We start from the raw sequence: 25901 nt of genomic DNA, 5'->3' as shown, positions 1-25901 counted from the left end.
CGCTCAGGTGTACCAGGTCGGTTCCGGCACCTCGCCCAGCAGCACGAACCCGCCGACCTCGCGCTTCTTGTACGCGATCGGGTCGTGCAGGCTGTGCGTGCGCAGGTTTCGCCAGAAGATGTCGAGCCCGACGGCGTTCGACGACGCACGGGCGCCGGTGAGCTCGTAGACCTTCGTGGCGACCTCCAGGCCGTCGTCGACGATCCGCAGCTTGCCGGCCGCGATGCGCACGGCGATCTCACCGCGGCGGCGCGCGGTGAGCTCTTCGCGCGGGGCATGGAGGACGGCGCTGATCTCGGCGCCGACGGCATCCAGCAGCGCCTCGTCCGCCCAGAGCTTGGAGGCCAGGTCCCCGTACCCCTCGCGCAGGTACCACTCGTCGGTCGCGCGCTGCTTGTCGCCGCCGCCGTACGGCCACGCACGCGTGGTGGTGCGCGTGTACGCCGACGCCGTCTCGAGAGCGCCTTGGGCGATGCCGAGGTAGAAGTTCGCGAACACGAGCTGGATCGCGGGGACATTCAGGGTGTTGTACGTGAGCGGCTGGAAGACCTTGTCCACGAACCCGGCGGCGGATCCCCAGGGCACGCGCACGTCGCGGATCTCGACGGATCCGGACTCGGTGAGTCGCTGACCGAGGTTGTCCCAGTCGTCGGCGAACACGATGCCGTCCTGGTCGGTCGGGACGATCGCGAAGATGTGCGTCTCCGTCCCTTCGACGACGCCTTCGAGGACCGTGAGGTCGGAGATCTGGCCACCGGTGGAGAACGACTTCCGGCCGGAGAAGACGAGTTCGTCGCCGTCTTCGCGGATGACGAGGTCGGAATCCCGGGGGTTCACCGCGCCGCCGAAGACGAAGCGGTTCGCCGTGTAGAGCTCTTCCACCGCGGTGATCTGCTCCTCGGTCGCGACCAGTCGCGCCGCCCACGCCCAGAGGTAGTGGTAGCCGAGCACCTGTCCGATCGATCCGTCGCCCCGGGCGACGGTTCGGATGACCTTGTACGCCGTGTCCCAGCTCTCGCCGGCGCCGCCGTGAGCGACAGGACCGAGCAGCGTGATGAGCCCCGAGTCCTTGAGCAGCTGCACCTCGGCGTGCGGCGTCGCATTGGCGCGATCGCGCTCGACGGCGTCGACCGCGAGGATGTCGGCGACCTCCTGCGCTCTGTCGAGCCATTCCTCGCTGTCTCGCGGTGCGGCGGCGTCCTGCCAGCGATTGCCGAGTCCAGTGGTCACGGGGGATGTGATGCTCATGATTCTGCCTTCCGGTGGTGGTCGTGTGCCGCAACGATAGGAGTGTTCCGGACGACGGCGCCGGTGGGTTACCCGGGGTGAGCGACTGTTACCCGGGGTGACCGGATGCGTCGCCCGAGGGCTCCGGGGTCGCCGACAGACGGCGGAGGTTCGCCAACTAGAATCGAAGGGCTATGGCTACCCTTCACCCCCTCACCACGACTGCACGTGGTGCCGACGTCCGCGTCCGCTTCTGCCCCTCGCCGACCGGCCTGCCGCATGTCGGCCTGGTGCGCACCGCCCTGTTCAACTGGGCATACGCCCGCCACAACGGCGGCAAGCTGGTCTTCCGCATCGAAGACACCGATGCCGCGCGCGACAGCGAGGAGAGCTACCGCCAGCTGCTGGACGCGCTGACGTGGCTCAAGATCGACTGGGACGAGGGCGTCGAGGTCGGCGGACCGCACGCGCCCTACCGGCAGTCCGAGCGTCACGACATCTACCGCGGGGTCATCGACACGCTCCTCGCGTCGGGCGCCCTCTACGAGAGCTTCTCAAACGCGGAGGAGATCGACGCCCGCAACGAGGCGAACGGTCGTGCCAAGCAGCTCGGCTACGACAACTTCGATCGGGACCTCACCGAAGCGCAGAAGGAGGCGTTCCGCGCCGAGGGACGGCAGCCGGCTCTGCGCCTGCGCGTCCCCGACGAGGATCTCACCTACGTCGACCTCATCCGCGGCGAGGTCACGTTCCCCGCGGGGTCGTTCCCCGACTTCGTGGTCGTGCGGCCGAACGGCATCCCGCTGTACACGTTCGTGAACCCGGTCGACGACGCGCTGATGGGGATCACCCATGTGCTGCGCGGCGAAGACCTGATGCCGTCGACCGCACGTCAGCTAGCGCTCTACGCCGCGCTGATCGACGCGGGCGTCACGACCTTCGTCCCACGCTTCGCGCACATGCCGCTCGTGCTGGGGGAGACCGGCAACAAGAAGCTCTCGAAGCGCGACCCGCAGGCCGACCTGTTCCTGCACCGTGATCGCGGCTTCATCCCCGAGGGCCTGCTCAACTACCTGGCCCTGCTGGGGTGGTCGATCGGACACGATCGCGACGTCTTCTCGCTGGACGAGTTCACCGCCGCCTTCGACGTCGAGAACGTCAACCCGAACCCGGCCCGCTTCGACCAGAAGAAGGCCGAGTCGATCAACGGCGACCACATCCGGATGCTGGACGAGAAGGACTTCGCCGAGCGCACGGTTCCGTACCTGGCGGCCGCCGGCCTCTTCGACGAGCCGACCCGCGAGCAGCTCGTCACCGCCTTCCGCGTCGCGCCCCTCGTGCAGGAGCGCGTGCAGCTGCTCGGCGAGGTGCCCGGCATGGTCGGCTTCCTGTTCACCGAAGAGGTCTCGTACGATGCCGACGCGCTCAAGGGCCTGCCTGCGAATGCGCCTGAGGTGCTCGAGGCGTGCGTCGCGGCGCTCGAGCCCGTGAGCGAGTTCACCCCGGAGAAGATCCAGGATGCCCTCGCCCACGCCCTCGTCGAGACCCTGGAACTCAAGCCGCGCGTCGCCTACGGTCCGCCGCGCGTCGCGATCACGGGTCGTCGGGTCTCGCCGCCGCTGTTCGAGTCGATGGAGCTGCTCGGGAAGGACGAGTCACTGCGTCGTCTGCGGGGTCTCGCCGAGTTCCTCGCGAGCTGAGTCCTCGGCCGCCAAGGCTGCATCGGAGTCGGCGGAGAGGACGCGAAGCCCGAGGTCTTCGAGGGTCGCACTCATGTGGGCCGCGTACCACTGCGGCCACTGCTCGTCATAGACCCCACCGAGGTTCTCCTGTTCGTGCACGCCGTGCGCGGCGGCCGCACGCGTGAGCAGGTCCTGGAGGATGCGCGTCGTCTCGTCCATGGCGTTCCCGGCTTCCGGGATCAACGCCCGGGGAGGCGGTCGACGATCTGCTGGATGATCCACTCGTTCCCGTCGGGGTCGTCGAACGAGACGTACGACGAATAGCTGTCGTGCTGGGCGTTCGCGCCCGGAAGACGGTTGCGGGAGCCTGCCCAGTGGAAGATGCCGTCGGCGTCGTGCCATACCTCCGAGACTTCCGCGCCGCCGGTGACGAGCTCGGCGCGCGCCGCTTCGAGATCGGGTGTGACGAGGTGCAGTCCGCGCACCGAGCCCGGAGCGGCATCCGTCAGGTTCTCGCCGAAGATGATCGAGGCTGTGCCCTTCCCCGGAGGCGTCACCTGGACGACTCGCAGACCGCGCTCGGTGGTGAAGTCGGCGTCGAGGCGGAAGCCCAGACGGGTGTAGAAGGCCTTGCTGCGATCGACGTCGGAGACGGGGAGGACGACGATCTCGAGTGTGAGTTCCATGATGAGCCTGTTCGTGTGGGTGGTGTGCGTAACTAGTTGAAGCGGTTACGGCTGTTGTTGCTTTCAACGTAACTTGTCAAGCTGGTTATTCCGGATTGCTCAATCCGCGGTCACCCTTCAGAATGGTTACGTGATGCATGCCTTCCCCTGCGGGACCCCCGCGCTCGACTTCGTCGGAACGCTGCGCGCGCGCCGCAACGCGTCGCCGACGGAGAAGCTCGACTCCGACGCTGCGCTCACGGCGTGGTTCGAGGAATCCGGGCTGGTCCACGACGCTCCGGACTCTGCGACCGGCGACCTCGAGGCGGCCATCGCCCTGCGCGAGGCCGTCTACGACCTCGTGAGCGCACGACGGCGAGGCGAGGCGATCCCCAGCTCTGCGAGAGAGATCGTGAACCGCTTCGCCGAGGGGATGCCGATCGGCGTGCGGCTCGACGGCGCGGTGCAGCGATCGGGAACCGTCGGCCAGGGGCTGTCGTCCCTGGCTCGGCAGGCGGTCGAGATCGTCGGAGGGGAGGTTGCTGCGCTGCTGCGCGAGTGCGCTCGCCCCGAGTGCACCCAGGTGTATCTCGATCGATCTCGCGGCCATCGTCGTGAGTGGTGCGCCATGAAGACCTGCGGAAACCGGGTGAAGGCGGCGAACTTCCGAGCGCGCCACCGGGCGGGCACGGAAGCGTCGGCGTGACGTCTCGAGCGCGACGCGCCCGAGTGTGCGTGACCGTGGGGCGTTTTGGCGTTCTGCCCCTGCTCCGGTAGGCTTGATTCTCGGTGCGAGGCTCCGGTTTCGCCCTTGGGGTATGGTGTAATTGGCAACACGACGGTTTCTGGTTCCGTTATTCTTGGTTCGAGTCCAGGTACCCCAGCAAGATGAAAACCCTCGCGTGAGCGGGGGTTTTGTCGTTGATGCGAGTGGTCTCCTCAGGGTGTTCCTGACAGACTGACGTCATGAGCCCACAACGGATCCTGTTCATCGGCGGCACGGGGATCATCAGCTCCGCGAGCGTGTCCCACGCCCTCGAGGTGGGCCACGACGTCACCGTGCTGAATCGCGGGACGACCGGCATCCGCCCCCTGCCGACCGGCGCCCGGTCGATCGTCGCCGACATCAGGGATCCGGAGGCGACCCGAGCAGCGCTGAACGCTGCCGGAGAGGACTTCGACGTCGTGGCGGACTTCCTGTCCTTCACGCCGGGGCAGGTGCAGTCGGGCGTCGATCTCTTCGAGGGGCGCACCGGGCAGCACGTGTTCATCAGCTCGGCGTCGGCGTATCAGACGCCGCCGTCACGCCTCCCGGTCACCGAGTCCACGCCGCTGCGCAATCCCTACTGGCAGTATTCGCGAGACAAGATCGCCTGCGAGGAGCTGCTCGTCTCGGCCTACCGGGAACGAGGTTTCCCCGCCACGATCGTGCGCCCTTCGCACACCTACGATGCGACCTCGGTGCCGACGCTCGGGGGATGGACCGACATCGCCCGGATGCGCGCGGGCAAGCCGGTGGTGGTCCACGGCGACGGCTCCAGCCTGTGGACGATCACGCACACGCGAGACTTCGCGGTCGGCTTCGTGGGGCTCCTCGGTCATCCTGCCGCCGTCGGCGACGTGTTCCATCTGACCGGGGACCACGCGCCCACGTGGGATCAGATCTACCGCTGGATCGGCGCGGCCGCTGGCGTCGACCCCGAGCTCGTGCACGTCGCCTCCGAGACGATCGCCGCCGTGCACCCTAGGTGGGGCGACGGACTGCTCGGCGACAAGGCGCACTCGATGATCTTCGACAACAGCAAGGTCAGAGCCCTCGTGCCCGAGTTCCGGACCACCGTGACGTTTGACCAGGGCGCAGACGAGATCCTGGCCTGGTACGACGCCGACCCGGCGCGGCAGATCGTCGATGCAGAGGCCGACGCGGCGTTCGAGCGCATCCTCGCTCTGCCGCGGAGCTGATCGGAGTTACTCGCACTCTCCGATGAAGCCCAGGTAGCACACGGCCTCGTGGGTGACGGCCGGCGCCTGATCGTTGTTGGACACCTGGCGGGTGTCGATCTCGGCGGTGCGCGAGAGGCTGCCGTAGTCGCCGAGCGTGGCCACATACGACCCCGGCTCGTCGAGGGCCCTCATCTCGCCGACGGCCGAGAGGTAGTCCGCGCATAGGGCGGTCGCCGACTCGGTCAGCTCGACACCGGCGCACGTCGCGTCGTACTGCGCCTGCATCGCATTGATGCAGTCGGTCCAGTCCTGGTTCACGAAGCACGGGTTGACCGCGTCCATGGCCACGTCGAACCGTCCGGTCTCGAATTCCTCGCTGTGGAACGTCTCGGGCTTCTCGGGCACATCGACCTTGGTCCAGTGGCGCGCGGTCGTGAAGGCGAAGACGACGACGATTGCAGCGATCAGCAGCAGGGCGCCGAGGATCGAGAGCGTGACCCAGAGTCCGACGTTCTTCTTCCGCGGAGCCGTGTCCGTCGGCGGGAGAGCCGAGGGGTACGGAGATCCACCCGCGTATGCGCCCGGGGCGGCGGGGAGGATGCGCGTCAGATCGTGGTCACCGAGAGGAGCCTGCTGCACGGGCGGGTACGCCGGCAGGGCGGGTGCCGCCGCTGCGGCCGCCGGAGTGGTGAGCCAGTAGGAGTACCAGCTCTGCGCGGATGAGGCGTCGTCGTGCACCTGCTGCGCCTCGGCATCCGTCAGTTGGATGCCGAGGAACCGCCGTCCATCCGCACTCAACAGGGACGCGCGGAAATCCTCGAAAGACAGTGCCATGTTCAGGATCATCTCAGAACGGGTCGAATCCTGATACTCCGACATACCGGTTCTGCTCTCCGACGGATGAATGTCCGAGGTATCCGGAAGAATGCATGGGTGACCGGCATGAGGACCTTCTGGAACGCGCTGCCCACCGAGGGGCGCTGGCTCCTGTCGACCGTGGCGATCCAGACACTCGGTCGAGGGATGACGCTCCCGTTCACGATCATCTACCTCCACGAGGTCCGCGGCTTCGATCTCGGGATCTCCGGAGCGCTGATGAGCCTCATCGCCATCACGGGGTTGATCGTCACGGGCCCCGGCGGCACGCTGATCGACCGCTACGGTGCCAGGCGGGTGCTGATCGCGGGACTCCTCAGCATGATCGCGGGCTGCGCGCTGCTCGCGTTCGCGACGCACCCCGCGGTCGTGGCGGTCGCCGTCGTGCTGATCGGCGTGAACTTCGGCGTCTCCTGGCCGGGGTTCAACGCGCTCATCGCGACCGTGGTCGACGGCGAGGTGCGCCAGCAGTACTTCGGCGTCAACTTCGCTCTCGTGAATCTCGGCATCGGCGTCGGCGGTGTGATCGGCGGGTTCTTCGTCGACGTGCACGATCCCACCACGTTCACGACGATCTTCCTGATCGATGCCGCGACGAGCCTGATCCCGCTCGCGCTGCTGCTCGGGCCTCTCCGCCGGGTGCGCACGCAGTCCGATGCCGATGACGACGCCCCGGCGGTCGGCGGCTACCGCGAGATCCTGCGACGTCCCGCCGTCCTGTGGCTGACTCTGCTGACCTTCCTGTCGGTCTTCATCGGCTACGGGCAGATGGAGGCCGGGTTCCCCGCGTTCGCGCGCCAGGTCGCCGAGGTGTCGACGCAGGTCGTCGGCCTCGCCTTCGCGGTGAACACCGCGGTGATCGTGCTCTTGCAGTTCACGGTCCTCCGACTCATCTCCGGAAAGAGGCGCACGCGGGTCATGCAGGTCATGGCGCTCATCTGGGCGCTCTCCTGGGTGCTGCTGGGGGCTACCGGATTCCTCCCAGGGACCATCACCGCCGCGATCGGCGTCATCGCCTTCATGGGGGTCTTCGCCTTCGGTGAGACGATGCTGCAGCCGACGGTCCCGGCGATCTACAACGACCTCGCCTCCGACCGCACGCGCGGCCGATACAACGCGATCAACTCGGCTGCGTTCCAAGGAGGCGCGATCCTGGGGCCGCTCGTCGCCGGGGTGATGCTGGGCGAAGGCCTGGACGTCTGGTTCATCGGTCTGATGGTGGCGGGTGGTCTCGCCGTCGGTCTGCTGGCACTGGTGCTGGAACGGGTCATCATGCCCGAGGCCAACGGGCTCTCGTCCGTCGGAACCGAAGGCACACCGGATATCGGGACGGCGGGCGCGTCCGGCATCCATCGAACGGACGAGGCCGCCGAGCGTCGAAGCCCATAGGCTCCAGCCATGGCTCTGGAATCCCTCTTTCTCCGTCTCGACCGGATCGCCGGCGGACGGCAGGCCGGCGTCGCGATCAGCGAGGCCGACCGCACGCACCCCAAGACCGTGCGAGCCTTCACCTGGATCCTCTGGCTCCTCGTCGTAGAGCTCGTGATCGGTGTCGGAGCCGTTGCCGTCGCGCTGCTGCTGGCCGTCGACGGGGAGTCGGTCTCCTTCGCCGTCTGGATGCGGACACTCGTCGTGCTCGCGATGACCGCCACGTTGTTCTACTTCGCCTGGCGGGCACAGCGCGGGTGGCGTTGGGCGTATCGGCGGCTGCGGCTGTTCGCGCAGATCTTCCCCGTCATCACGCTCGTGATGGCGGCGATCCCCGGCCTGTATCCGCTGTGGATGGTGTCCGAGCAGATCGTCTTCAGCCTGATCATGATCGGCATCGCGGATTTCCTCACGAGCGACCATATGCGCAGCACCTTCGCCGTACCTCGCGCCGACGATCGATAGCACGGAGGAGCAGGCGACGCCACTCCCTTTCACCGTCGGGAGAAGCGCGACATCCTCGATCCGAGAACGAGTCGAGGGAGGCAGCACGGATGGCGAGACTGAATCGCGTCGTTCCCGGGGATGATCCGGGATTCCGGCGGGTGCGATCGGGTTCCGGGTTCCGCTACGCAGACCCGGAAGGGGCGATCGCGCCGGAGGCTGATCGGGAACGGATCCATGATCTGGTGATCCCGCCCGCCTGGACCGACGTCTGGATCGCCGCCGATCCGCTGGCCCATATCCAGGCTGTGGGCGTCGACGAGGCTGGTCGTAAGCAGTACCTCTACCACCCGCTGTGGCGGGTCTCCCGGGACCGGCGCAAGTTCGTCCGCGCGTTGGATCTCGCCGCCGCACTCCCCAGTGCACGGGCACAGGTGACCCGCGCGCTCGGCGACGACGGGCAGACGAAGGACAAGGCTCTCGCGATCTCCTTCCGGCTGCTCGACGATGCCGCACTCCGCATCGGGTCCGAGCGCTACCTGGTGCGGCACGGCAGCCGCGGTCTGACGACTCTGCGTCGACGCGACGTGAAGCTGGACGGCAGCGATGTCGCCCTGTCCTTCCCGGCGAAGAGCGGTCGGACGGCCTCGATCGAGATCACCGACGATTCGCTTGCGGAAGCGCTCACGGAGTTCGCCGCCGGCGGGCCGCGAGAGTTCCTGCTGGCGTACCGCAAGGGGCGTCGCCGTGTGCGCATCACTCCGGCGGAGGTCAACGCCTACGTGCGCGAGATCACCGGTGCGACATTCTCGGCGAAGGACTTCCGCACGCTCCATGGCACGATCACCGCGGCCGATGCGCTGGCGCGTATCGGTGAACTCGATGGTCGCGGGGATCGGGCCAAGGCCGAGCGACTTGCGGTCCAGGCGACCGCGACAGCGCTGGGGAACACGACGGCCGTCGCTCGAGGGAGCTACATCGATCCCCGGGTCTTCACGCTCTACGCCCGCGGTCAGACGCTCGACCTGAGCGTGAGTCCCGAGACGGCCATCCGTCGGCTTCTGGGCGGACCCGAGAAGTCGCGCAAGGCCAACCGGCGGGAGAAGAGCGGGCGTCGCGACAAGAGCCGACGGCGGCGCTGAACGGCGAGGCTGCTGTCCGGCCCCCGGCGACGTGGGTGAAAGGATGGAGGCATGGACACCGCCAACCTCAGCCGACAGGAGACCGCGGCGCGATCCGCAGCGGTCACCGTGCGCACCATCCGTGTCGAGCTCGACCTGACCGGAGCGCCGGAGCGCGCGCGCACCGGATTCCCGACCACGACGACGCTCGACTTCGACGCGACGACGGACACGACATGGGTCGACTTCATCGGCGAAGAAGTGCGGCGCGTCGTCGTCAACGGCGCGGAGCAGGAGGTCGTCTACGACGGATCTCGGATCGCGCTCTCGGGGCTGGCCGCATCCAACGTGGTCCGGGTCGAGGCGGTCGGCGCGTACAGCCGATCCGGCGAGGGGCTGCACCGCTTCCACGATCCTGTCGATGATGCGACCTATCTGTACACGCAGTACGAGCCTGCCGACTCGCGCCGTGTGATGGCCTGCTTCGAGCAGCCCGACATGAAGGCCGCGTACACGTTCGTCGTGGATGCTCCGTCGGGCTGGGAGGTCCTGTCGAACCAGGCGCCGGAGCGCATCGAACCCGGACTGGGCGTCCAGCACGTGGAGTTCGCTCCGACCCTGCCGATCTCGAGCTACATCACGGTCGTCGCCGCCGGCCCCTATGCCCGCGTCGACGGCGCCTGGGAGCGCGACGACCAGCGCACCCCGCTCGGGGTCTTCGTCCGCCGTTCCCTCGCGCAGCATCTCGAGGCGGACGAGATCCTCGAGGTCACCCGTCAGGGCCTCGACTTCTTCACGGATGCCTTCGCCTACCCGTACCCGTGGGGCAAGTACGACCAGATCTTCGTCCCGGAGTACAACCTCGGCGCCATGGAGAACCCGGGCCTCGTGACCTTCACCGAGGCCTACATCTCCCGCGGAGCGGCCACGGATGCCCAACGCGCAGCGCGCGCGAACACGATCCTCCACGAGATGGCGCACATGTGGTTCGGCGATCTCGTCACGATGACGTGGTGGGACGACCTCTGGCTGAAGGAGTCGTTCGCGGACTACATGGGCTCGCACGCCTCCGCGGTGGCGACGCGGTTCCATGACGCCTGGGTGAAGTTCGCCGCGAACCGCAAGGCCTGGGCGTATCAGCAGGACCAGCTGCCGACCACGCATCCGATCGTCGCCGACATCACCGACCTGGAGGCCGCGAAACTGAACTTCGACGGCATCACGTATGCCAAGGGCGCGGCTGTGCTCAAGCAGCTCGTCGCCTTCGTCGGCGACGACGCCTTCTTCGAGGGCGCGCGCCGGTACTTCGCCGCGAACGCGTTCGGCAACACGACTCTGGACGACTTCCTCGTCGAGCTGAGTGCCGTCTCCGGTCGCGACATGAGCGATTGGTCGCGAGCGTGGCTGCAGACATCCGGAGTGTCGGCCCTGTGGATCGAGACGGACGCCGATGGACGTCGCACGCTGAGGCAGACGGATCCGCGCCCGCACCGTCTGCGCATCGGACTCTACGATCGCGTCGACGGTCGCGTGGCGCGGCGTGAGCAGGTCGAGCTCGACATCGTCGGCGAGATCACCGAGCTGGACCTCGGCGAGGCCGACCTCGTGCTCGTCAACGACGACGATCTCACCTACGCGAAGGCACGACTCGACGAGCGCTCGCTGCGCACCGTGGAGGAGTCGCTGTCCGCGATCGACGATCCGCTCGCGCGGGCCCTCGTGTGGTCGTCCATCTGGAACGCGACGCGCGACGGCGCGCTCGATGCGCGCCGCTATCTCTCGATCGTGCGGGCGCACGCGCCGGGGGAGCCGAACATCGGCCTGCTCTCCGGCGTGCTCGCCAACGCCGCCTCGGCGGTGCGTCAGTTCGTTCCCGACGCGCACCGCGTCCAGGAGCAGCGTGCATGGACCGAGGCGACGTGGAGCGCCCTGCAGGCCGCAGAGGCCGGCAGCGACTCGCAGCTGTCGTGGGCGCGGGCGCTCGCCTCGGCATCCGCCTTCGACGACGTGCGGCATGAGGAGGTGCGGGCGCTGCTCGACGGCCGGGTTCCCGACGGGCTCACTGTCGATCCCGATCTGCGGTGGCAGCTTCTGACGGCCCTCGTCACGACCGGCCATGCGGATGCGGACGACATCGACGCCGAACTCACGCGCGACGACACGGGCAGCGGTCGCACGGCAGCGCGGCGCGCCCTGTCGTCTCGCCCGGATGCGGACGTGCGTCGGGCGGCCTGGGACGCGGCGTGGGGTGATCGCTCGTTGAGCAACGATCACCTGGATGCCGAGATCTCCGGCTTCCGGGCCGGCGGACGCCGCGACCTCATCGCGCAGTTCGACGCGGACTACTACTCCCGGGTCGGGGAGGCGTGGGGCACGCGCAGCATCGAGATCGCGCGGCGCCTCGTCGTCGGCCTCTTCCCCGCGGGCGAGTCCCTGGTGCTCGCGGACACCTGGCTCGCCGAGAACGAGCAGGCTCCGGCCGCGCTCCGGCGTCTCGTCATCGAGCAGCGCGACCACCTGGAGCGTTCGCTCCGGGTGCGGGCGATCACGCGGAGCTGACGGGGGAGACCTGCATTCCCATCACCGTGCGGACGATCCATGGATGCGCGTGATCGTCGTCGATGTGGGTCATGCCGAGGTTCTCGGCGACGCCGCGGGATGCGGCGTTGTCCGGATGGATGATCGCGGTCAGCAGCGTCGGTGCGAACTCCTGCGCGACGAGGTGCACGCAGGCCCGTGCCGCTTCCGTCGCCAGTCCCCGTCGTTGCATCGAGCGGCGCACGTGGTAGCCCACCTCCAGGACGGGAGCATCGTTGACCGATTGCCATGTGATGCCGCAATCGCCGACGAACACGCCCTCGTGCGTCTCGATGATCCAGAGGGCATGACCGTGCGTTTCATACCGATCTCGCATGCGGGCGATCCACTCGGCACTCTCCGGCCGCGTCTTCGGAGCCGGGTAGTACGCCATGACCTCGGGGTCGCCGAGCAGATCGGCCATCGCATCGAGGTCGTCAGCGGTCATCTCACGGAACCGCAGGCGCGGGGTCGGCGGCGGGAGAAGCCGACGCACGGATCCGGTCACAGGTCGAGGGCGTCGCCGGGCTCGAGCACCGTGAACTCGCCGCCGCCCTGCTCGGTCGCCCACTGCAGCCGCTGGCGGTGCATGTTCTTGCCGATGACGGACAGCGTCATGTCGTGGGTGCCGAACGAGCGCTTCGGCTTGACGGCGAGCACGTAGTCCATGGCCTCGCCGATCTTGAGCCAGGGCGCGCCCAGCGGAGCGGCGAGCGTGTCGACCTCGACGCCCTCGGGAACGGCATACGAGTCGCCCGGGTAGTAGAGCTCATCGTTGACGAGCACTCCGACGTTCTCGACGACCGGGAGCGAGGAGTGGATGACCTCGTGCGTGCCGCCGAAGAACCGCAGGGTGAACGCGCCGACCTCGACCGTGTCGCCGGGAGCCACCACGGTGATCTCATACCCCTCGGCAGCGCGCGCGACGCCGGAGGGCGCGTATATCGGGGTTCCCGGGGCATCGCGCAGAAGGCGATCGAGGTGGTCGGGAGTCCAGTGATCCGGGTGCTCGTGGGTGATCACCACGCCGACGAGGCCGCCGAGATCGACGAGCGGCGAGGTGAAGGAGCCCGGATCGACCAGGAGGGTGTCCTGGTTCACATCGATGCGGAGGGTTGCATGTTCGAACTTCGTGACGCGCATGAGACGAGTCAACCCCTTCGGACGCTCGGCGGCAAACACATTCCCGCCCGCCACGCCCGAGAGTCCGAGACGGGCGGCTCGATTTTGCGGAGCGAGAATCGTCGTGGCATACTTGAACGGTTGTCGCGGGACGGAAACGTCCGGCCAGACGGCCCCATCGTATAGCGGCCTAGTACGCTGCCCTCTCACGGCGGTAACGCGGGTTCGAATCCCGCTGGGGTCACACGACACCAGAAAGCCCCCGGTTCGCCGGGGGCTTTCTTCGTATCTCCGACTGTTGTCTCGACGCTACCGTCGCTGTATGCGACACGAGCCGACCAGCGGTTACGAAGATGCGACTCTCAACTATCGGGTCGCCTGGACGATTATGGACTCCGGCGGACAGACGGACGAGCGCATCTTCACGAGTCGTGACCAGGCCTGGGATTACTACCAGGACATGCAGAAGTCACGTCGGGTGTACAACGTCTCCTGGGAGCACATTCCCGCACGGTAGCGAGACTGGTTCATCGCCGACTCCCGCGAGGCGCTACGCGGTCGACACCGTAGCGTGAGGATCGAATGCCCTGCCCGCCCGACATCATTGTCTGCGGTGATCAGACCCGGTTGTTGAGTATCCGCACTTTGATCGTTCGATGCTTCCGCACGTCAATGAGAGCGTTCATGGGCTTGATCCACTTTGCGAACATCGGTTTTCCGCGCCGGCTTCCTCTCCACAGCCCAAGTGGAAAGATCACCACGCTGGGGTTGAACCGCACGTAGAGACCGTCGTTGTGACCATGAACCGATCCGTGGTGCGGCGCGAGAGCGACGCAAACTTCCACGCCGGGCAGGTGGCGATTCCAAGCGGTCTCGAAGGCATCCCAGACGTCAGGGACATCCAGCGGGAGATCGCCAGTGTGCAGCCACCCGTGCTCGCACTCCATCTCGAAATCGTCCGGTGCGTGGGGAACGACGTGACGCGCGAATGGCGAGAGCGATGCGCTGTAGAGGCTTTGCGATGACCAATTGCTTACTGTCGACGCGCGCAGATCAAGCTTCGTCTTCCTCGCTGCGAATCTCATGGCTGCGCGGATCTCTGAGCGATGATCTTTGATGAGTTTGGCGTGATTCTTCTGATCTGCAGGATCTAGCCCGGTCACCTGAATGACGCGCTTGTCAAACGCCATCAGCGTTTGCGTCGGCGGCTCCAAGTGCGAGATGAGCATCCGCCAAGGGATACCGGTCGGCACCTTGAGTGGAGTGCCTGAGGGGATGTATGTCGCGTTCGATGCGTGAGAGCGAGGCGTCGAGGGAGCGGCGTCGGACCCGTCTGTGCCGCCACCATCGTCGCTAGATTCACCCTCGACGAATAGGACGTTCTCGACTCCGAGGTTGGTTGCGAACTGAACGACGCTGTCGTCGTCTTGCAGTAGTTGATACACGACCGTTGATGGACCGCGTCGCGGGGAACGGTTGAGTGCAAGGAGTCGAGAGGTGTCTCGCAACCACGGCAGAGCCAGTGTTTCAACGGCGATCTTCTTGTCGCCGAGCTTCCCCAGAAGATGATCCAGACGGCTGACGTGATCCTCGTCGATGTGAGACAGGATCACGTACTGCAGGCGCTTGATCCCTCGCGCAACGAGACGCTTCACGAACCGGTCGATCGCGTCTTCCAGAAGCGCTACGTCTGGGCAGGCCCCCACGTCATAGACGTAGACCAAGTGCTGTTTGGTGGAGGCATCCTCAACGATCGTCGCATGGAAGCCGCCGTGTCCGACGCGGTACTGGACGCGCTGTGCGGAGAGCGCAGGCCCAGGTTGAATGGCGGTGGAATTCATGATCTGACACTAGCCATTGCGTGGGCGGGTCACACGGCCCCCGGTTGGCCGGTGACTTTCTTCGTTTCTCCGACCGACGACTCTAGCCGGAGCGCAGGGACATCTCGCGGAAGGTGCCGGTGCGGAGGGGCAGGATCATCAGCCCCATCATCGTGACCCCGAAGAGCACGAAGGGCACCCAGACGGAGGTCGCCGAAGCCAGCGCACCGAACCCCGCCATGGCGAGGGGCATGAGGCAGTCGTCTCCCAGCCGCGTGATCGAACCCATGCGTCCGAGATAAGCCGTGTCGACGGTCGCCGAGAAGGTCGCACTCAGCAGCACCGAGGCGTATCCGGCGGTCGCCCCGACGACGAAGGCGGATACCGCCACGGTCCAGATCGATCCGAATCCGAGGGCGACGATTCCCGCGCCCTGCACGACGAGCGCCCAGAACCCCGCCACCGCCTCGCGGCGCGGACGCCACTTCGCCACGGAGACGGCGCCGATCGCCGCGCCGAGCCCCAGAAGCGCCTCGAACAGTCCGACGGCCTGCGCGCCCCACCCCTGGTCGTGCGCCCGCAGTGCGAGCCCGATGCCCACCGCCGGCCCGACAGCCAGGTTGAGTCCGGAGAGGGCGAGCACCAGCGTGCGCGTCGTGGGGGTGGCGGCGAGATGCCGGAAGCCGCGGGCGATGCCGCGCAGCGCGGATTCCTTCTCGGCGCGGGCGAGCAGGAAGCGGGGGCGCAGCCAGATCGCGAGGAACGCGACGACCAGGGTGAAGGTGACGGCGTTCGCCGCTGAACTCCCGGCGAGCCCGGCGTGCGCGACGATCACGCCTCCGACGGCCGCGCCGCCCATGGTGCCCAGTCGCGATGCCGTCTGCGCCGCGGCCCCGTAGGCGGGGAGGTCGGATGCTCGGACGAGTCGGCGCGCGATGGTGCCCGCCGACGGCTCGTAGAAGGCGTCGCACACGCCGAACGCGATTGCCGCGAACAGCAGCACGGCGACCGTCGGCGGGGTCGCGAGAACCCAGAGCGTCACGGCGACGAGCACGCCGACGCGGATCGTGTTGAACAGCAGCATGACCAGGCGCGCATCGGCCCGGTCGGCGATCACACCTCCGAACAGCAGCACCACCGCTCGCGGCACCGTGCCGGCTGCGACGATCAGGCCGGCGACGGCTGGCGAGGCGATCTGCACGGCGGTCCAGGCCAGGGCGATCGTCCAGAGCGCATCTCCTGCATCGGAGAGGGCCTTCACCCCGATCCACGCATGCGTGAGGCGATCGCGGCGGAACGGCGGAGCCTCGCGCAGCTGGACCGGTTCGACGACTGCGGTCATCAGGGCTCCGTCGGGAACGCGTGGGCGAAGAGGAAGACCGGCGTCCGGTCCTGGCCGTCCTCGAGATCGATCGAGTCCTGCCACTGACGAATGGTGGCGAGGAGCCGGATCGAGAGGTCCTCCAGCTCGCCCGGCGATGCCCAGGCGGTGGTGTCGGTGCTGTAGCCGTCGTAGTCCGCGTACGCCGCGTCGCTGCGGTGGCGGTGCCAGCGCTGCAACCGCTCGAACTGCAGGCGGATGCCCTGGCGCTGCGCCTCGCGGGCGAGGAGCGCGTCGGCAGGGGAGTCGGCGAAGTCGTCGGTCGACCAGCTCAGCCCTCGCCGCGCGACTCTCCACCAGCTGGTGCGCTTGTCCCCGTTCGGGTCCTCCACGCGCTCCACGACACCGGCGCGCTCCAGCATCCGCAGATGGTGGCTGATGCTGCCCACCTGGCTGTCGAGAGCCCGGGCGAGCACCGTGACCTGCGAGGTGCCGTACAGCAGCAGGTAGTCGAACAGGCGCCGCCGCAGCGGGTGGTGCACGGCGGTGATCACGGAGATGTCTTCCATGAGAGGAACGCTAAGTCTGCTTCGCAGGTTTCACAAGAGTTCTTGTATACCCCGGAAAATCAACGAAGAGCGGCTCCCGGCGCGTGCCGGGAGCCGCTCGAGATCAGCTGATCAGTCCGCGTCGGACGTCGCTGTCTTCGCCGCCGCACGGCGGTTGCGGCGGGCCCGGCGGACCAACCACACGATCAGCACGACGAATCCGGCCACGGCGAGCCAGGGGAGGAGGAAGCCGACGGCGATCACCAGCGCGTTCAGCGACACGACCAGGCCGTTCCAACCGGCCAGCAGTCCGTCGCCGAACCCGGCGGGGTCCGCCGTCGTGGGCGCGGCGGTGCGCGTCAGCTCCACCTGGAGCGTCGACATCGCGACCTGATCCTCGATCGACGCGAGCTGCTGCTCGTACGACTCGAGCTGCGCCTGACGGTCGGTCAGCGCGACCTCCGCCTCGATCAGTTCCGACACGCTGCCGGACTGCGCCATCAGCTCGGTGAGCCGCGTGACCGATGCCTTCGTGGCGTCGACGCGCGCCCGGAGGTCGATCGCGACCGAGGTCACATCCTGCTTCGAGGTCGAAGAGGAAAGAACCTCTCCGGACTCCTCCAGCTCGGCGATCACGTCGGACAGCTCGGCCGAGGGGACGCGGATGCTGATCCATCCGTAGCCGGAGTCGGCGGGGGCCGGTTCCGTCGTGCCGTCGACGGCCACAGCCTTGCCGATCTCGGTGCTCTCGACGTAGCCGCCGCGCTCCTCGGCCAGGGCGGTGATGGCCGTCGCGGCATCGGTGATGCTCTTGACCCGCACCGTGGCGCGGGCGGTGGCGATGATCTCCCGGTCGCTCACCGCGAGATCCTTGCCGGCCAGTGCGGAGGGGTCGGTCGCCGCCTCATCCACAGCGCCGGGAGCGACCTCGAGGCTCCGGTCGGGGGAGGACACGCCGGATTCGGCGACGCTCCCGCCGGCGCCGTCCGCCGTCATCATCGATCCGCCGCCGACGGCGCCGAGGATCGGGGGCGTCACCAGGACACCCACGACGAAGGCGGCCGCGATCCCGGCGCCGGTCAGCCAGCGACGCCGTCTGGTCCGCGCACGGGCTGCGGACGGCGCTGCCGCCGGGGGGCGCTCCGCCGCGATCGCGGAGAACACGGAGGTCTCGATGCGGGCGATGGTCTCGTCGGAGAGCTCGGGGAGCTCATCTCTGGGGGTCTGGTCGTTCATGCGTCTCTCGCTTCCTTCACGGCGCCGCGCAACTGGGTGCGCACTCGGGAGAGACGGTTCCGGACGACGGCGTGGCTCACGCCGAGCTCCTCGGCGGCCGCCTGATAGGCATAGCCCTCGGATGCGCACAGGCGGAAGATCTCGCGATCGAGCTCGCTCAGCGTGCCGACCTCGGCGGCGATCCGCGCCGCGAGATCCGCGGTGATGACCTGCTCCTCGACGCTGACCGTGGCCGGGAGGTCCTCGTCGAGGGCCTCGGCGGTGTGGGCCTGGTCACGGCGGCGCTGGCGGAGCCGGTTCGCCGCCTGGAAGCGACAGATCGTCGCCAGCCACGGCAGGATCGACTCGCCCTGGAGCTCGAGCCCCGGGAGCTTTCGCCAGGCGACCACGAAGGTCTCCTGCGTCACATCCTCGGCGTCGGCGGGCGACGCGAGGATGCCGTTGGCGATCCAGTAGACCGGTCGTACGTGGGCACGGTACAGCTCGCGGAAGGCACTCTCGTCACCTGCTGCGGCCTGCGCGGCCCATCTCTGATCACTCGTCTGCACGGGCATCCTGTTTCCGTTCGGTGTCTCTCACTGGGAAAGTGTCGACGGATGCCCCATCGTCTCAGATCAATGCGCGGCGGTCTGCGCAGCGGCGTGCGCGGCCTTCGCCGTGCTCTGCGACATCTTGTCGATCCAGGCCAGTGCGAGGGCGGAGAGGATGAAGACGCAGTGGATGACGACCTGCCAGAGGACGCCGGTCGGCGTGTACCTCGCGCCGTCCTCGTTGATCCCCGATTCGCTCATGCCACCGACCTCGATGAAGGTCTTGAGGAGGTGGATCGACGAGATGCCGATGATCGCCATCGCGAGCTTCACCTTGAGGACGTTGGCGTTGACGTGCGAGAGCCACTCCGGCTGATCCGGGTGGCCGTCCGTGTTGATCCGCGACACGAAGGTCTCGTATCCGCCGATGATGACCATGATCAGGAGGTTCGCGATCATCACCACGTCGATCAGGCCGAGCACCGTCAGCATGATGGTGGCCTCTTCGATGTGCGTGATGTCCCCGAATACGTCCTCGGCGATCAGGTGCCACAGCTCCACCATGAACACGACGACGTAGACGAGCTGCGCGACGATGAGCCCGAGGTAGAGCGGGGCCTGCAGCCAGCGGCTGACGAAGATGAGCGACCCGATCGCCCGAGCCCAGGAGTTCTGAGGGCGGGTCTCCAGGGGAGCGGTGCCGTGTTCGATGTGGTCTGGGTGCGAAGTCGAGGTCACGACGACTATTCCACCACGCAATATCGTTCTCCGCGGCAGTATTGCTCCGGTAGCATTGCTCCCGCGAGAGGGAGTATCCCGGATCCGCGCGTAACGTCATCACGAGCATCGGCATCGATGCTCCGGGCGCGCGACGCACTTCTGTGCGGGGGAGAGACTTTCGGCTTCTTCCCGACCCTCCCGAAAGGTGCAGTGCGCCCTTGGAAATCCCTCTCTGGTTCGAGATCACCTCGATGGTCGTGCTCACGATCATCCTCATCGGCGACCTTCTGCTCATCAAGCTGCGCCCACACATCCCCTCCACGAAGGAGTCCACCCTCTGGGTGGTGTTCTATGTCGGTCTCGCGCTGCTGTTCGCGGTGCTGCTCGGCAATGTGGGCGGCTGGAAGAACGCCGGTGACTTCATCACCGGCTGGGCGCTGGAGTACAGCCTCTCGATCGACAACCTCTTCGTCTTCGTGCTGATCATGGCGCAGTTCGCCGTTCCGAGGCGGCTGCAGCAGCAGGTGCTCATGATCGGCATCATCATCGCCCTGGTCCTGCGCGGCGCGTTCATCCTCGTCGGCGTCGCGATCGTCGAGAACTTCTCGCCGATCTTCTACGTCTTCGGCGCCTTCCTGATCTGGACGGCGATCCGTCAGGCGATGCCGGACGGCGATCACGAGGGCGAGGTCCAGCGCGAGAACTTCGTCGTGCGACTGCTGCGTCGGCGCATCGACATCAGCGACCACTACGACGGCTCGAAGCTGCGCACCACGGTCGACGGCAAGCGCATGTTCACTCCGATGGTCATCGTGCTCATCACCATCGGCGTGACCGACCTGATCTTCGCGATCGACTCGATCCCCGCGATCTTCGAGATCACGACCAACGGGTTCCTCGTGTTCGCGGCGAACATCTTCGCGCTGATGGGGCTGCGCCAGCTGTACTTCCTGCTCGGCGACCTGCTCGACCGCCTGCGCTACCTGCACTACGGCATCGCCGTGATCCTCGGATTCATCGGCATCAAGCTGATCCTGCACGCACTCCACGTGAACGAGCTGCCGTTCATCAACGGCGGCGAGCACGTCGAGTGGGTCCCCGACATCGACAACATGGTCTCGCTCGGCGTGATCATCGCCTCGATGACGATCGCCACGGTCGCCAGCCTCATCGCCTCCGGGCGCGAGAAGCGTGCCGAGAAGAAGGCGCCTCTCGTCGAGTGACCGCGGCGACGCATCTCACTCAGCGGACCACAGGATCTCAGCCTCCAGCGTGAGGTCGATGACATCACGGAGCAGCGCCGCGACGCTCGTCGAACGCAGCAGGGCGTAGCGGTCGTATTCGCCGAGCGGGGCCATCGCGGCGAGCTGCCACGCCGCGGCGAGCGGGTCGTCGGAGAGCTCGGTGTCGGCATCCCACCGCGCCTCCGGAGCGCGCGGGATCGTGCGCCGCACGATCGCCTCGGCTTCCGTGCGCAGCGGGGTGAGCGCGTCGTTCCAGACGAGCCCGGGAAGCGGCGTCACCTCGGCGCGCGGGTAGGGCTCGTCATCCTCCCACTGCTCGACCGTGAAGCGTCCGGCGCCGACCGACACGGTCTGCAGCACCTCGGCCCCTGCGGTGACGCTGACGAGCCGTGCCATCGTGCCGACGGTGCTCCGCCGGTCGCCGCCGCCGACCTCGTGGCCGCGTTCGATCAGCACGACACCGAACTGCGGGTCATCCTCGTCGAGGAGCCGCCCGATCATCGTGAGATATCGCGGTTCGAACACGCGAAGCGCCAGCGGGGTGTACGGAAAGTGCACCGAGCCGAGAGGGAACATCGGTATCGCGGTCATGGGGCCAGTCAACACCGAGCGACGTACAGTGAACAGATGCGCCGACCCACACCTGCCGCTCCCGGCCCCGGTCAGGAATCCGTCTGGGACTATCCGAGGCCGCCTCGGGTCGAGCCGGTCGCAGAGCGTGTGACCATCCGCTTCGGTGGAGAGCTGATCGCCGATACCCGCAGCGCGGTGCGGGTGCTCGAGACGAGTCACCCTCCCGTCTACTACGTTCCGATCGCGGATTTCGTCCAGGGAGCGCTCACGGACTCGCCCGGCGCCTCGTTCTGCGAGTTCAAGGGTGCCGCGCGCTACTTCGACGTGCATGGCGGAGGCACCGTGGCAGCGGGGGCGGCGTGGAACTACCCCGATCCGGCGCCCGGGTTCGAGACGCTGGTCGATCGGGTCGCGGTGTATGCGGGGCCGATGGACGAGTGCACCGTCGGGGACGAGGTCGTCGTTCCGCAGCCGGGTGGGTTCTACGGCGGGTGGGTCACGTCCTGGGTCGTCGGACCGTTCAAGGGCATCCCGGGCTCGCTGGGCTGGTAGCGAGTCCGCTGCGCCTCAGAAAGCCTGCAGATTCGCCTGCAGGCCGCCGTCGGCGTACTCGCGGCGAAGGATGCCGCGTCGGCGGAGCACGGGGACCAGCTCGTCGAGCGTGCGGTGCAGGCTGACCGGGTGGAAGTCGCCCCACAGCAGCACGCCGTCGTTGCCCCATTCGCCGAGTTCTTCGATCACGTCGGCGAACTCCTCCGCGGTCCCGACGAAGCCGGTGCGGTCGGAGAAGCGGCCTGCCCGCACCAGGGCCGTCAGATGCGCACGCAGTGGCGCATCCTCGCCGCGGTCGCCGACCAGTCGCTGGATGCTCCCGCGCGAGACGTGCGGGCCGAAGATCGCGAGGTCGAGCGGCTTGTCGAGATCGAGCGAGGTGAGATCGGTCTCGAGATCGCTGGACTGCTTCCGCGCGATCTGCACGAGCGCGGCATCGTCCGGGTGCGCGGACGCGGCGACGATCCGATCGGCCTCTTCGGCCGACGAGGTGATCACGGGCTGGATGGCGAACAGGATCTTGATGTCCTCGGGGCGGCGGCCCGCCGCGACCGCGGCGTCGTGGATCTTCGACCGATACGCACGGACGGACGCCTCGTGCAGCGGGGCGAGCGCGAGCTGGACATCCGAGTTGGCTCCCGCGAAGCCCAGACCGCGCCCGGAACCTCCGGGCGACACGATCGCCGGCTCGCCGTCGGCGAAGGGCAACGCGTTGAGGGGTCCGTCGAAGGCGAAGTGCGTGCCGCGATGCTGCACGCGCCGCATGTTCGTGCCGTCCGCGAATACATCTGTGGCGCGGTCCCGCACCAGCGCGCCGTCGTCCCAGCTGCGCCAGAGGGAGCGGATGCTGTCGAGCCATTCCTCGGCGCGATCGTAGGCCTCATCGTGACCCAGCTGCGCGGCATCCGAGAAATGGCGCGCGCTGCCGGTGTCGGTGACGACGTTGAGTCCGAGGCGGTTCGCGCTCAGGTGCTGGAGCGTCGCGAACTGCCGGGCGGACGTGTAGGGAAGGGACGCCGCCGGATTCACGGTCGGCACGACGCCCAGGTGCTTCGTCGCCTGGAACAGGTACGGCGCGAGGAGCAGCGGGTCGTGCTTCGGGCCTCCGAAGGCGTGCCGGACGCGGATGTCGATGGTCTCCGGAGAGCCCATCGACGGAGCATCCTCGATGATGACGAGATCGAAACCCGCCTGCTCGAGGGTGCGCGCCGCCTCCTGATAGATCTCGGGGCGCGTCCAGTCGTAGTCCCAGTCGAGGGCCGGATAACCCCAGCCCTGCGGTCCGAAGCCGCGGGCGAGGAACCACCCGAAGTGCTGCGGCCGGGTCATGCCACCGCCTCGCGCGTGGCGTCGAGCACGCGCGTCAGGTCGGAGATCAGATCCTCGATGTCCTCGATGCCGATCGACAACCGCAGGGTGCCGGGGCGCACGCCGAGCAGCTCTCGCTCCTCCTCCGTGCGCTGCGCGTGACTCGTCGTACCGGGATGCAGCACCAGGGAGCGCACGTCGCCGATGTGGGTCATGTGTGTGAAGACGCGCACCTGCTCCACGAACCGGCGGGCGGCCTCCAGACCGCCGCGGAGCGTGAACGTGAAGATGGAGCCGAAGCCGCCCTCGAGGTAGCGCACGGCCGTCTCGTGATCCGGGTGGGAGGGCAGACCCACGTAATCGACGCTCTCGACCGCCTCCTGCGCCTCCAGCCACTGCGCGATCGCCAGGGCGTTGCGCGACTGCCGCTCGACGCGGAGTCCGAGGGTCTCCGCGCCCTGCCCGATCAGGAAGGCGTTCAGCGGGGAGGGGGAGGCGCCGAACCGCGGAGCCACAGACTCGCGCGCATACGCGATCCGGGCGCGGCCACCATGCCGGGCCGCGACGCTCGGCAGTCCGCCGCGACCGGGGAGCACGAGATGCGGGGCGTTGTGCCCCGCACGCTCGGGGTCGAAGCGGCCGTCGTCCACGATCACACCGCCGAGGACGGATCCGTGGCCGGCGAGGAACTTCGACGCGGAGTGCACGACGATCGCCGCGCCATGCTCGATCGGGCGCAGCAGGAAAGGAGTGGCCAGCGTGTTGTCGACGATCAGGGGGATGGCCGCCTCGTCGGCGACGGCGCTGATGGCGGCGATGTCGAGCACGTCGTTGCGGGCGTTGGCCAGCGATTCCGCGAACAGCGCGCGGGTGGTGGGCCGGATCGCCGCACGCCAGGCCTCCGGGTCGGCGATGTCGTCGATGAAGGTGGTCTCGATGCCGAGCCGGGCGAGGTTGTCGAGGAACAGACCCCGGGTCCCCTCGTAGATGTGCGTCGAGGTCACGATGTGGTCGCCCGCGCCGGCGACGGTGAGCAGCGCCGTCACGACCGCGGCCTGCCCGCTCGCGACGAGCACCGCATCCGCACCGGACTCGAGCGCGGCCAGCTGACGCTCCGCCGCGTGCACGGTCGGGTTCCCGGTGCGGGTGTACCCGAATCCGGTGCCGGTGCCGAAGTGGTCCGCCGCATGGTCGAAGTCGTCGAACTCGAACCCGGCCGTGAGGTAGATCGGTGTGGCACGCGGTGCCGCCGTCTCGCGGCTCCTCGCGGCGTGCACCGCACGGGTGGCGAAGCGGGCGGTGTCGACGGTCATGCGGAGCCTCTCGGTCGTTCGGGGTGATGAACAGAGTGTCACGGCGGGTCGGAGCACGCTCCGGCGGTGGTAATCTGACGTCATGCGGACCGTGCTCCTTCTTCTTAGCGGCCGCGACGAGACCTCGTTCTGAGCCCCTCCTCGTCGCGGAGTCCATCGTGGGCCGAACCGCCAGCTTCAGGAGAAACGCCATGAACACCCCCGTATCCGGTGCAGATTCGTCACGTCGCAGGACTCTCGCCGAGAAGGTCTGGGACGATCACCTCGTCGTCAAGGGCGAGAACGGTGAACCCGACCTCATCTACATCGACCTGCACCTCGTGCACGAGGTCACCAGTCCGCAGGCCTTCGACGGGCTGCGGAGCGAGGGGCGGCCGCTGCGCCGGCTCGACCTCACGATCGCGACCGAGGACCACAACACTCCGACGTGGGAGATCGACAAGCCGATCGCCGATCTGACCAGTCGCACGCAGATCGAGACGCTGCGGCGCAACGCCGCGGAGTTCGGCGTTCGCCTGCACTCGCTCGGCGATGCCGAGCAGGGGATCGTGCACGTCGTCGGCCCGCAGCTCGGACTCACCATGCCGGGGATCACGGTGGTGTGCGGCGACTCGCACACCTCGACGCACGGCGCGTTCGGCGCCATGGCGTTCGGCATCGGCACGAGCGAGGTCGAGCACGTCATGGCGACGCAGACGCTGCCGCTCAAGCCGTTCAAGACCATGGCGATCACCGTCGAGGGCGCGCTGCGTCCCGGTGTCACCGCGAAGGACATCATCCTGGCGGTGATCGCGAAGATCGGCACCGGCGGCGGACAGGGCTATGTCCTGGAGTTCCGCGGCAGCGCCATCCGCGCGCTCTCCATGGAGGGCCGGATGACGATCTGCAACATGTCGATCGAGGCCGGAGCCCGTGCCGGGATGGTGGCGCCGGACGAGACGACCTTCGCCTACCTCGAGGGGCGCCAGCACGCGCCGAAGGGCCAGGACTGGGAGGATGCCGTCGCCTACTGGCGCACGCTTCCCACCGATGAGGGTGCGGAGTTCGACGCCGAGGTCTTCATCGACGCCGACGAGCTCGAGCCGTTCGTCACCTGGGGCACCAACCCCGGGCAGGGCAGCTCGCTGTCGGCATCCGTTCCGAATCCGGCGGAGATCGCCGACCCGAACGAGCGTGCTGCGGCCGAGCGCGCCCTCGAGTACATGGCGCTCACGCCCGGCACGCCGCTCAAGGAGGTGCCGGTCGACGCGGTCTTCATGGGCTCGTGCACCAACAGCCGCATCGAGGACCTGCGCGCCTTCGCCTCGATCATCGAGGGCAAGAAGAAGGCCGACGGTGTGCGCGTCATGGTCGTTCCGGGGTCCGCCCGCGTGCGGCTCGAGGCCGAGGCCGAGGGCCTGGACAAGATCATCACTGACTTCGGCGCCGAATGGCGCTTCGCCGGCTGCTCGATGTGCCTCGGCATGAATCCGGACCAGCTCGCCCCGGGGGAGCGCTGCGCGTCGACCTCCAACCGCAACTTCGAAGGCCGCCAGGGCAAGGGCGGGCGCACGCACCTGGTCTCGCCGCTCGTCGCGGCGGCGACGGCGATCCGCGGCACGCTGTCGAGCCCTGCCGATCTGCTGGTCACCATCGGAGAAGAGGCCTGAT

At 67.9% G+C, this 25901-nt stretch carries 26 protein-coding genes and 2 tRNA genes; 13 read left to right on the top strand and 15 right to left on the bottom strand.

The window, feature by feature from the left end; translation table 11 throughout:
- Positions 1–3: 3 nt before the first annotated feature.
- On the bottom strand, positions 4–1248 hold the full coding sequence (locus ABD648_RS03570) for an acyl-CoA dehydrogenase family protein (protein WP_282217329.1): 1245 nt from the start codon (positions 1246–1248) through the stop codon (positions 4–6).
- Between the two features lie 173 nt (positions 1249–1421).
- Between ABD648_RS03570 and gltX the strand changes: the two genes are divergently transcribed.
- Positions 1422–2927, top strand: coding sequence for a glutamate--tRNA ligase (gene gltX, locus ABD648_RS03565; RefSeq protein ID WP_282217328.1), 1506 nt, complete (start codon positions 1422–1424; stop codon positions 2925–2927).
- Here the strand turns inward: gltX and ABD648_RS03560 are convergent.
- Together ABD648_RS03560 and ABD648_RS03555 are read right to left on the bottom strand one after the other, a co-directional pair.
- The gene (locus tag ABD648_RS03560) at positions 2883–3128 is read right to left on the bottom strand and encodes a hypothetical protein (protein WP_282217327.1); all 246 of its coding nucleotides are present in this window, start codon (positions 3126–3128) and stop codon (positions 2883–2885) included. The two genes, gltX and ABD648_RS03560, sit on opposite strands and share 45 nt — an antisense overlap.
- A 20-nt stretch (positions 3129–3148) precedes the next feature.
- Positions 3149–3595, bottom strand: coding sequence for a VOC family protein (locus ABD648_RS03555; RefSeq protein ID WP_282217326.1), 447 nt, complete (start codon positions 3593–3595; stop codon positions 3149–3151).
- Positions 3596–3728: 133 nt separating this feature from the next.
- On the opposite strand from ABD648_RS03555, the gene ABD648_RS03550 reads away from it, so the two are divergent.
- From ABD648_RS03550 to ABD648_RS03540, 3 genes are all read left to right on the top strand, one after another.
- Positions 3729–4280, top strand: coding sequence for a CGNR zinc finger domain-containing protein (locus ABD648_RS03550; protein WP_282217498.1), 552 nt, complete (start codon positions 3729–3731; stop codon positions 4278–4280).
- Positions 4281–4386: 106 nt separating this feature from the next.
- A tRNA-Gln gene (locus ABD648_RS03545) sits at positions 4387–4458 on the top strand.
- An 82-nt stretch (positions 4459–4540) separates the two neighbouring features.
- Positions 4541–5536 (top strand): SDR family oxidoreductase, encoded by a 996-nt coding sequence (locus tag ABD648_RS03540; RefSeq protein WP_282217325.1) that lies wholly within the window; start codon positions 4541–4543, stop codon positions 5534–5536.
- A 6-nt stretch (positions 5537–5542) separates the two neighbouring features.
- Here the strand turns inward: ABD648_RS03540 and ABD648_RS03535 are convergent, their stop codons facing one another.
- Positions 5543–6352, bottom strand: coding sequence for a hypothetical protein (locus tag ABD648_RS03535; protein ID WP_282217324.1), 810 nt, complete (start codon positions 6350–6352; stop codon positions 5543–5545).
- Positions 6353–6460: 108 nt separating this feature from the next.
- On the opposite strand from ABD648_RS03535, the gene ABD648_RS03530 reads away from it, so the two are divergent.
- From ABD648_RS03530 to pepN, 4 genes are all read left to right on the top strand, one after another.
- Positions 6461–7783 carry an MFS transporter gene (locus ABD648_RS03530; RefSeq protein ID WP_282217497.1) on the top strand — a complete coding sequence of 441 codons (1323 nt, stop codon included), beginning with the start codon at positions 6461–6463 and terminating at the stop codon, positions 7781–7783.
- Positions 7784–7792: 9 nt separating this feature from the next.
- Positions 7793–8287, top strand: coding sequence for a hypothetical protein (locus ABD648_RS03525; RefSeq protein ID WP_282217323.1), 495 nt, complete (start codon positions 7793–7795; stop codon positions 8285–8287).
- Between the two features lie 89 nt (positions 8288–8376).
- On the top strand, positions 8377–9408 hold the full coding sequence (locus tag ABD648_RS03520; RefSeq protein WP_282217322.1) for a DNA topoisomerase IB: 1032 nt from the start codon (positions 8377–8379) through the stop codon (positions 9406–9408).
- A 51-nt stretch (positions 9409–9459) separates the two neighbouring features.
- On the top strand, positions 9460–11946 hold the full coding sequence (gene pepN / locus ABD648_RS03515; protein ID WP_282217321.1) for an aminopeptidase N: 2487 nt from the start codon (positions 9460–9462) through the stop codon (positions 11944–11946).
- On the opposite strand, the gene ABD648_RS03510 is transcribed toward pepN, so the two are convergent.
- Positions 11933–12460, bottom strand: coding sequence for a GNAT family N-acetyltransferase (locus tag ABD648_RS03510; protein ID WP_282217496.1), 528 nt, complete (start codon positions 12458–12460; stop codon positions 11933–11935). The two genes, pepN and ABD648_RS03510, sit on opposite strands and share 14 nt — an antisense overlap.
- Positions 12461–12468: 8 nt before the next feature.
- Positions 12469–13107 (bottom strand): MBL fold metallo-hydrolase, encoded by a 639-nt coding sequence (locus ABD648_RS03505; RefSeq protein WP_282217320.1) that lies wholly within the window; start codon positions 13105–13107, stop codon positions 12469–12471.
- Between the two features lie 150 nt (positions 13108–13257).
- On the opposite strand from ABD648_RS03505, the gene ABD648_RS03500 reads away from it, so the two are divergent.
- Together ABD648_RS03500 and ABD648_RS03495 are read left to right on the top strand one after the other, a co-directional pair.
- Positions 13258–13330 (top strand) — tRNA-Glu (locus ABD648_RS03500).
- A gap of 78 nt (positions 13331–13408) precedes the next feature.
- Positions 13409–13603, top strand: coding sequence for a hypothetical protein (locus ABD648_RS03495; RefSeq protein ID WP_344708300.1), 195 nt, complete (start codon positions 13409–13411; stop codon positions 13601–13603).
- A gap of 100 nt (positions 13604–13703) precedes the next feature.
- Here ABD648_RS03495 and ABD648_RS03490 read toward each other — a convergent pair whose 3' ends face one another.
- The 6 genes from ABD648_RS03490 to ABD648_RS03465 all read right to left on the bottom strand — a co-directional run bounded on the left by ABD648_RS03490 (position 13704) and on the right by ABD648_RS03465 (position 19279).
- On the bottom strand, positions 13704–14927 hold the full coding sequence (locus tag ABD648_RS03490) for an MBL fold metallo-hydrolase (protein ID WP_282217319.1): 1224 nt from the start codon (positions 14925–14927) through the stop codon (positions 13704–13706).
- A gap of 82 nt (positions 14928–15009) precedes the next feature.
- Entirely contained in the window at positions 15010–16248 is a 1239-nt protein-coding gene (locus ABD648_RS03485; RefSeq protein ID WP_282217318.1) for an MFS transporter, read from the bottom strand.
- On the bottom strand, positions 16248–16796 hold the full coding sequence (locus ABD648_RS03480; protein WP_282217317.1) for a winged helix-turn-helix domain-containing protein: 549 nt from the start codon (positions 16794–16796) through the stop codon (positions 16248–16250). The genes ABD648_RS03485 and ABD648_RS03480 overlap by 1 nt, the downstream gene beginning before the upstream one ends.
- 111 nt (positions 16797–16907) lie before the next feature.
- The gene (locus ABD648_RS03475; protein ID WP_282217316.1) at positions 16908–18011 is read right to left on the bottom strand and encodes a DUF4349 domain-containing protein; all 1104 of its coding nucleotides are present in this window, start codon (positions 18009–18011) and stop codon (positions 16908–16910) included.
- The gene (locus tag ABD648_RS03470; RefSeq protein WP_282217315.1) at positions 18008–18565 is read right to left on the bottom strand and encodes an RNA polymerase sigma factor; all 558 of its coding nucleotides are present in this window, start codon (positions 18563–18565) and stop codon (positions 18008–18010) included. Before ABD648_RS03470 ends, ABD648_RS03475 begins: the two co-directional genes overlap by 4 nt.
- A 60-nt stretch (positions 18566–18625) precedes the next feature.
- Positions 18626–19279 carry a TIGR00645 family protein gene (locus ABD648_RS03465; RefSeq protein ID WP_282217314.1) on the bottom strand — a complete coding sequence of 218 codons (654 nt, stop codon included), beginning with the start codon at positions 19277–19279 and terminating at the stop codon, positions 18626–18628.
- 200 nt (positions 19280–19479) lie between these two features.
- Between ABD648_RS03465 and ABD648_RS03460 the strand changes: the two genes are divergently transcribed.
- Positions 19480–20484, top strand: a complete 1005-nt coding sequence (locus ABD648_RS03460; RefSeq protein WP_282217313.1) for a TerC/Alx family metal homeostasis membrane protein — start codon at positions 19480–19482, stop codon at positions 20482–20484.
- A gap of 15 nt (positions 20485–20499) precedes the next feature.
- Here the strand turns inward: ABD648_RS03460 and ABD648_RS03455 are convergent, their stop codons facing one another.
- Positions 20500–21096 carry an LON peptidase substrate-binding domain-containing protein gene (locus ABD648_RS03455; protein WP_282217312.1) on the bottom strand — a complete coding sequence of 199 codons (597 nt, stop codon included), beginning with the start codon at positions 21094–21096 and terminating at the stop codon, positions 20500–20502.
- 36 nt (positions 21097–21132) lie between these two features.
- On the opposite strand from ABD648_RS03455, the gene ABD648_RS03450 reads away from it, so the two are divergent.
- Positions 21133–21630, top strand: coding sequence for a DUF427 domain-containing protein (locus ABD648_RS03450; protein ID WP_282217311.1), 498 nt, complete (start codon positions 21133–21135; stop codon positions 21628–21630).
- A gap of 15 nt (positions 21631–21645) precedes the next feature.
- On the opposite strand, the gene ABD648_RS03445 is transcribed toward ABD648_RS03450, so the two are convergent.
- Together ABD648_RS03445 and ABD648_RS03440 are read right to left on the bottom strand one after the other, a co-directional pair.
- Positions 21646–22959, bottom strand: a complete 1314-nt coding sequence (locus ABD648_RS03445; protein ID WP_282217310.1) for an LLM class flavin-dependent oxidoreductase — start codon at positions 22957–22959, stop codon at positions 21646–21648.
- Positions 22956–24251, bottom strand: a complete 1296-nt coding sequence (locus ABD648_RS03440; RefSeq protein WP_282217309.1) for an O-acetylhomoserine aminocarboxypropyltransferase/cysteine synthase family protein — start codon at positions 24249–24251, stop codon at positions 22956–22958. Before ABD648_RS03440 ends, ABD648_RS03445 begins: the two co-directional genes overlap by 4 nt.
- A 191-nt stretch (positions 24252–24442) precedes the next feature.
- On the opposite strand from ABD648_RS03440, the gene leuC reads away from it, so the two are divergent.
- Positions 24443–25900, top strand: coding sequence for a 3-isopropylmalate dehydratase large subunit (gene leuC / locus ABD648_RS03435; protein WP_282217308.1), 1458 nt, complete (start codon positions 24443–24445; stop codon positions 25898–25900).
- Position 25901 lies beyond the last annotated feature (1 nt).

It is taken from the genome of Microbacterium luteolum, assembly GCF_039533965.1.
Classification (GTDB): domain Bacteria; phylum Actinomycetota; class Actinomycetes; order Actinomycetales; family Microbacteriaceae; genus Microbacterium; species Microbacterium luteolum.
Note: the sequence above shows the minus strand (reverse complement) of the source record. Positions and strands in the feature narration are given on the sequence as shown.

Bases quoted from the DNA above. Each gene is read 5' to 3' on its own strand.
- ABD648_RS03555 (WP_282217326.1), bottom strand. From the start codon at position 3,595: ATGGAACTCACACTCGAGATCGTCGTCCTCCCCGTCTCCGACGTCGAT.
- ABD648_RS03440 (WP_282217309.1), bottom strand. From the start codon at position 24,251: ATGACCGTCGACACCGCCCGCTTCGCCACCCGTGCGGTGCACGCCGCG.
- ABD648_RS03445 (WP_282217310.1), bottom strand. From the start codon at position 22,959: ATGACCCGGCCGCAGCACTTCGGGTGGTTCCTCGCCCGCGGCTTCGGA.
- ABD648_RS03535 (WP_282217324.1), bottom strand. From the start codon at position 6,352: ATGGCACTGTCTTTCGAGGATTTCCGCGCGTCCCTGTTGAGTGCGGAT.
- ABD648_RS03485 (WP_282217318.1), bottom strand. From the start codon at position 16,248: ATGACCGCAGTCGTCGAACCGGTCCAGCTGCGCGAGGCTCCGCCGTTC.
- ABD648_RS03520 (WP_282217322.1), top strand. From the start codon at position 8,377: ATGGCGAGACTGAATCGCGTCGTTCCCGGGGATGATCCGGGATTCCGG.
- ABD648_RS03470 (WP_282217315.1), bottom strand. From the start codon at position 18,565: ATGCCCGTGCAGACGAGTGATCAGAGATGGGCCGCGCAGGCCGCAGCA.
- ABD648_RS03490 (WP_282217319.1), bottom strand. From the start codon at position 14,927: ATGAATTCCACCGCCATTCAACCTGGGCCTGCGCTCTCCGCACAGCGC.
- ABD648_RS03475 (WP_282217316.1), bottom strand. From the start codon at position 18,011: ATGAACGACCAGACCCCCAGAGATGAGCTCCCCGAGCTCTCCGACGAG.
- ABD648_RS03495 (WP_344708300.1), top strand. From the start codon at position 13,409: ATGCGACACGAGCCGACCAGCGGTTACGAAGATGCGACTCTCAACTAT.
- pepN (WP_282217321.1), top strand. From the start codon at position 9,460: ATGGACACCGCCAACCTCAGCCGACAGGAGACCGCGGCGCGATCCGCA.
- ABD648_RS03550 (WP_282217498.1), top strand. From the start codon at position 3,729: ATGCATGCCTTCCCCTGCGGGACCCCCGCGCTCGACTTCGTCGGAACG.
- ABD648_RS03530 (WP_282217497.1), top strand. From the start codon at position 6,461: ATGAGGACCTTCTGGAACGCGCTGCCCACCGAGGGGCGCTGGCTCCTG.
- ABD648_RS03450 (WP_282217311.1), top strand. From the start codon at position 21,133: ATGCGCCGACCCACACCTGCCGCTCCCGGCCCCGGTCAGGAATCCGTC.
- ABD648_RS03540 (WP_282217325.1), top strand. From the start codon at position 4,541: ATGAGCCCACAACGGATCCTGTTCATCGGCGGCACGGGGATCATCAGC.
- ABD648_RS03480 (WP_282217317.1), bottom strand. From the start codon at position 16,796: ATGGAAGACATCTCCGTGATCACCGCCGTGCACCACCCGCTGCGGCGG.
- ABD648_RS03525 (WP_282217323.1), top strand. From the start codon at position 7,793: ATGGCTCTGGAATCCCTCTTTCTCCGTCTCGACCGGATCGCCGGCGGA.
- ABD648_RS03455 (WP_282217312.1), bottom strand. From the start codon at position 21,096: ATGACCGCGATACCGATGTTCCCTCTCGGCTCGGTGCACTTTCCGTAC.
- ABD648_RS03570 (WP_282217329.1), bottom strand. From the start codon at position 1,248: ATGAGCATCACATCCCCCGTGACCACTGGACTCGGCAATCGCTGGCAG.
- ABD648_RS03505 (WP_282217320.1), bottom strand. From the start codon at position 13,107: ATGCGCGTCACGAAGTTCGAACATGCAACCCTCCGCATCGATGTGAAC.
- leuC (WP_282217308.1), top strand. From the start codon at position 24,443: ATGAACACCCCCGTATCCGGTGCAGATTCGTCACGTCGCAGGACTCTC.
- gltX (WP_282217328.1), top strand. From the start codon at position 1,422: ATGGCTACCCTTCACCCCCTCACCACGACTGCACGTGGTGCCGACGTC.
- ABD648_RS03560 (WP_282217327.1), bottom strand. From the start codon at position 3,128: ATGGACGAGACGACGCGCATCCTCCAGGACCTGCTCACGCGTGCGGCC.